Here is a 3,879-nt window from a genome sequence, read left to right on the forward strand (position 1 = left end):
GGCACGGACAGCTTCGCCGAAGGGGTGTCCGGTGACGTCGTGGTGGGCTCCTTTATCGTCTCCGGCCAGTTCCATGCGTTCGCCTACGACCTGGGCGCCGGCGGCCCCATGACCGACCTGGGCACCCTCGGCGGCACGTTCGGCGTCGCCAACGAAGCGTCGGGGGGCATCGTCGTCGGCTACTCGGACACCGCCGCCTCCAGCCAGCGCCATGCGTTCGCCTACGACCTGGGCACCGGCGGCCCCATGACCGACCTGGGCACCCTTGGCGGCACGTCCAGCCAGGCCCTCGGGGTGTCGGGTGACCTCGTGGTCGGTTACGCGTTCACCGCCCCCGGTCAGGCGCGCGCGTTCGTCTACGACCTGGGCACCGGCGGCCCCATGACCGACCTGGGCACCCTCGGCGGCACGACCAGTTCCGCCCATGGGGTGTCGGGTGACCTCGTGGTCGGCTACTCGACCACCGTCTCCGGCCAAAACCACGCCACTGTGTGGCGGCTCGGAGTGACCCCCGCGGCGGACCTGGCGGTGACCAAGGCTGTGGACCGGCCGCTGGGCGAGCCGGGTCAGATCGTGGCGTACACGCTGCGGGTCACCAACGCCGGACCCACCGCGGCCGGGTCGGTCACCGTGACCGACACGCTCCCCGCTGGTCTGTCGTTCCACTCCGCCCCCGGGTGTGGTCACGCCGGCCAGACGGTGACCTGTGACCTGGGCACCGTCCCGGCCGCCGGTGAGGTGAGCGTGACCATCCGCGCGGTGGTCGACCCGGTCGTGCCAGGAGCCTCGCACAGCCACCAGCTCGAGGTAACCAAGGTCGAGTCCCACCTGTCCATCCCACCCGGACAGACCATGACCGCAACCGCGACCTGCCCCACCGGGTACAACGCCGTGGACGGGTCCGTGCGCCTCGACCAGGTCGACCAGGACACCGGCACCCTCGCGAACGTGATCGTGCTGGCCTCGAAGGCCACCGCCGACGGGCACGGCTGGACCGGCACGGTCCGCAACACCAGCACCGGGCAAGCCCAGGTCAAGGTCAACACCGTGTGCCTCTCACCGACCACCACCTCCGGGGAGTCCCACACCCACGACGTGAACCTCGGCGGGTTCGTCACCGCCGAGAACGTCACCGGCACCCACACCCTGACCTGCCCCACCGGGGTCCCGGTCGCACCCGGGTTCGCGTTTGACTCCGGGGCAGTCCCGGTCTCCACGGCGCGTGTGGGCTCGGGATGGGGCTTCGACGTCGGCACCGGGGTCGCGGACCTGTCTATCCGGTGCATGTCCACCCGACTCGGTAGCACCGGTGGGCACAGCCACGACCTGGTGACCACCCACCTGACGGGCACCGCGAGCGTGCCAGCCGGTGGGACCGTGGAGCCGGCGTTGACCTGCCCGGTCGGGTTCAAGGGCATCACCGCCTGGGCCGCCCTCGACGCCGGGCTGGTGCCGTTGGGCACCGACCCCCAGCCGATCACCCGGCTGTTCCGGTTCTACAACCCCACCAGCAGCGACCTGAACGCCGACTACGGACTGGGCTGTCTCGGGTTGCGTACCGGCAACGGCACCCTCACCAACACCGCCACCGTCACCGCCGCCACCCCCGACCCCGACCTGACCAACAACACCGACACCGCCACCATGGCGGTCACCCTGACCGGGGTCCACATCACCAGCCCACGCGTTAGGATCGTCAGCACCGGGAACCGGACGAGCGTCAAGACGCACCTGGCCAGCACCCGGACCCGCCTGGTCACCATCAAGCTCGTCGCGCTAGGACCCCTCGCTGGCACCAGCCTGGGCCGCGGTGACGTCCTGGCCCGCACCACCACCCGGCTCACCACCGGCGCCCACCCGGTCCGGCTCTCCGCCACCCGGGCCGGCACCCCCGTGCTGCGCCGACACCAGGTGCACACCGCGAAGCTCGTGGTCATCACCCCCGCCGGGGTCCGCACCACCCGTGAGGTCACCATCAAGTAGCCACCAGCCACCCACTCCTCCGCCCACCGCGACGGGGCGCGCCTCGAACCGCACGACCTCATCCGGGAATTTGGCGACGCCTCGGTCCCGTTCCGCTACGACACCCACGCGTTGTTCTTCTCCGAAGACGCCATCTCGTTGGAAAACGAGCTCCACAAGGCGTTCGCGGACCGGCGGGTGAACTTCGTCAACGAGCGGCGCGAGTTCTTTTCGTCGCCCCGGCGCAGGTGCGGGCGCTGCTGCTCGAGAAGGTCGGCAGACTGTTGGAGTTCAGCGACGACTTCGAGGCGCTGGAATACCACCAGAGTCGGGGACGCTGGCCCAACCCTGTGTACACAGCCCCCTTCGCGTAGAGGTGTGAGAACGACGCGCGACAACGGCCGCAGCGGATGTCGCTGGAACGCCCTGACATGACTGCGCGGTTCGCGACCGGGGGTGGTCAAGCTGCGATCCCGACAGGAGGCCGGCAGGCTTGTTCTCGTGACAGGTGGCGCAGCGTCGTGGCGATACACGCGACCTGGAGCCAGCCGGTCGCGGAGGTGGTGGTGTTCTCGAACGACTTCGCCAGTCCACGTTCCCATCACAACAGTGCCGTCGACGTGAGCGTCCTAGGCGTCCGTGGGCGACCTCGACGCGCCAGGCGTGTCGGATGGGGCGGAAGACCGGCTGCTTGTCGTCACACCCGACCCGACGGACCTCGAGGTCGTGGTCGTGGCCGAGTGCGCGTGCCGCAGCGGCCGTGACCCCCCGGTCCACCAGGACCAGCTCGAGCCGACCGGTGACGCCCTGCTGGGTCAAATGCTCCAACATGAGCTCGCTAGCCCGGTTCTCGTGGATGGAGGCGGGCACGACCAGCGCACCCACCGGGAGACCAGTCACATCGACCGCGACGACGCGCTTCGCGCCCTTGGTGCGGCCGTAGGGGCCGCCGCGGTCATGGAAGGTGAAACCACCGTTCGAGGCGCCGCGGGCCAGGTGGGTGTCGATGACGATCATCGAGGGCGCCGCCTCCGCCCTCCCATCCTCTTGGCGTGCCGCCGCGTGCAACACCGTCAGGACCTGCGCCCAGGTGCCGTTGCGTGACCAGCGGCGGAACTGCGACCAGACCCGGGTCCACGGCCCGAACGACGCCGGGAGGTAGCGCCACTGGCAGCCTGTCTGGGCGATGTACAGCATCGCGTCCACCACACTCCGGAGGTCCTTGGCATGCTTGCGGCCGCGCTTGCCCGGCGCACTGAACCCCGGCTCCAGCAGGTCCCACTGGTCATCGGTCAGGTCACTTGGGTACGTCACGCCCCGCACGGTGACCACGCGAACCGTCCGTGCAATAGGGACACACCCAGTTAGACGAACGGCGTCTCGACAACCTTTCCGGGCAGCTTGAGGTCCTTACCCACAACCTCGAGCTGTACGTCACCGGTGGCGACACCCGGCTGAAGCTGCGGCACACCAACAAGGACCGGTCCGCCTTCGACGAAGTGATGAACTCATTCCCGCCCATCGACTACCCCGCGCTGGCCCACTCTGGCCCTGACCCCGGACGGTGGACACGGGGTTATGCGGCTTCTGCTTCTGCCGCGGTCTGGTTGGAGTGTTGCATCTCGAAGGCGACGGGGCTTACCTGGCCGATCGAGGAGTGCCTTCTGCGGCGGTTGTAGCGGTCCTCGATCCAGGCCCCAACAGCCTGGCTAGCGCCGGCCCGGGTGGGCCACACGCGGCGGTGGTAGAACTCGGTCTTCAGCGTCGCGAAGAACGACTCGGCCATCGCGTTATCCCAGCAGATCCCGGTGTAGCCCATCGACCTGGTGATGCCGTTCTTGGCTGCGAACTCGGTGATCTGCGCCGAGGCGTACTGCGTGCCGCGGTCGGTGTGAAATACAACCTGGGCGGGCAGTT

General features: G+C 69.1%; 3 protein-coding genes and 1 pseudogene. 2 read left to right on the forward strand and 2 right to left on the reverse strand.

The annotated features are described in order from the left end of the window. A partial coding sequence (locus BM204_RS22050) for a DUF11 domain-containing protein (protein ID WP_177223738.1) occupies nt 1–1,983 on the forward strand: 1,983 nt, incomplete at its 5' end. 111 nt (nt 1,984–2,094) lie between these two features. After that, the gene (locus tag BM204_RS23475) at nt 2,095–2,397 is read left to right on the forward strand and encodes a GIY-YIG nuclease family protein (RefSeq protein WP_501037385.1); all 303 of its coding nucleotides are present in this window, start codon (nt 2,095–2,097) and stop codon (nt 2,395–2,397) included. A gap of 192 nt (nt 2,398–2,589) precedes the next feature. Here BM204_RS23475 and BM204_RS23610 read toward each other — a convergent pair. Next, a pseudogene (locus tag BM204_RS23610) lies at nt 2,590–3,294 on the reverse strand (IS5 family transposase); the annotation flags it as partial. Nucleotides 3,295–3,538: 244 nt separating this feature from the next. Next, nucleotides 3,539–3,879: integrase core domain-containing protein (locus BM204_RS22065; protein ID WP_177223739.1), on the reverse strand; the 341-nt coding region annotated here is incomplete at its 5' end.

This window comes from Nocardioides psychrotolerans (genome assembly GCF_900113685.1).
Lineage (GTDB): Bacteria > Actinomycetota > Actinomycetes > Propionibacteriales > Nocardioidaceae > Nocardioides > Nocardioides psychrotolerans.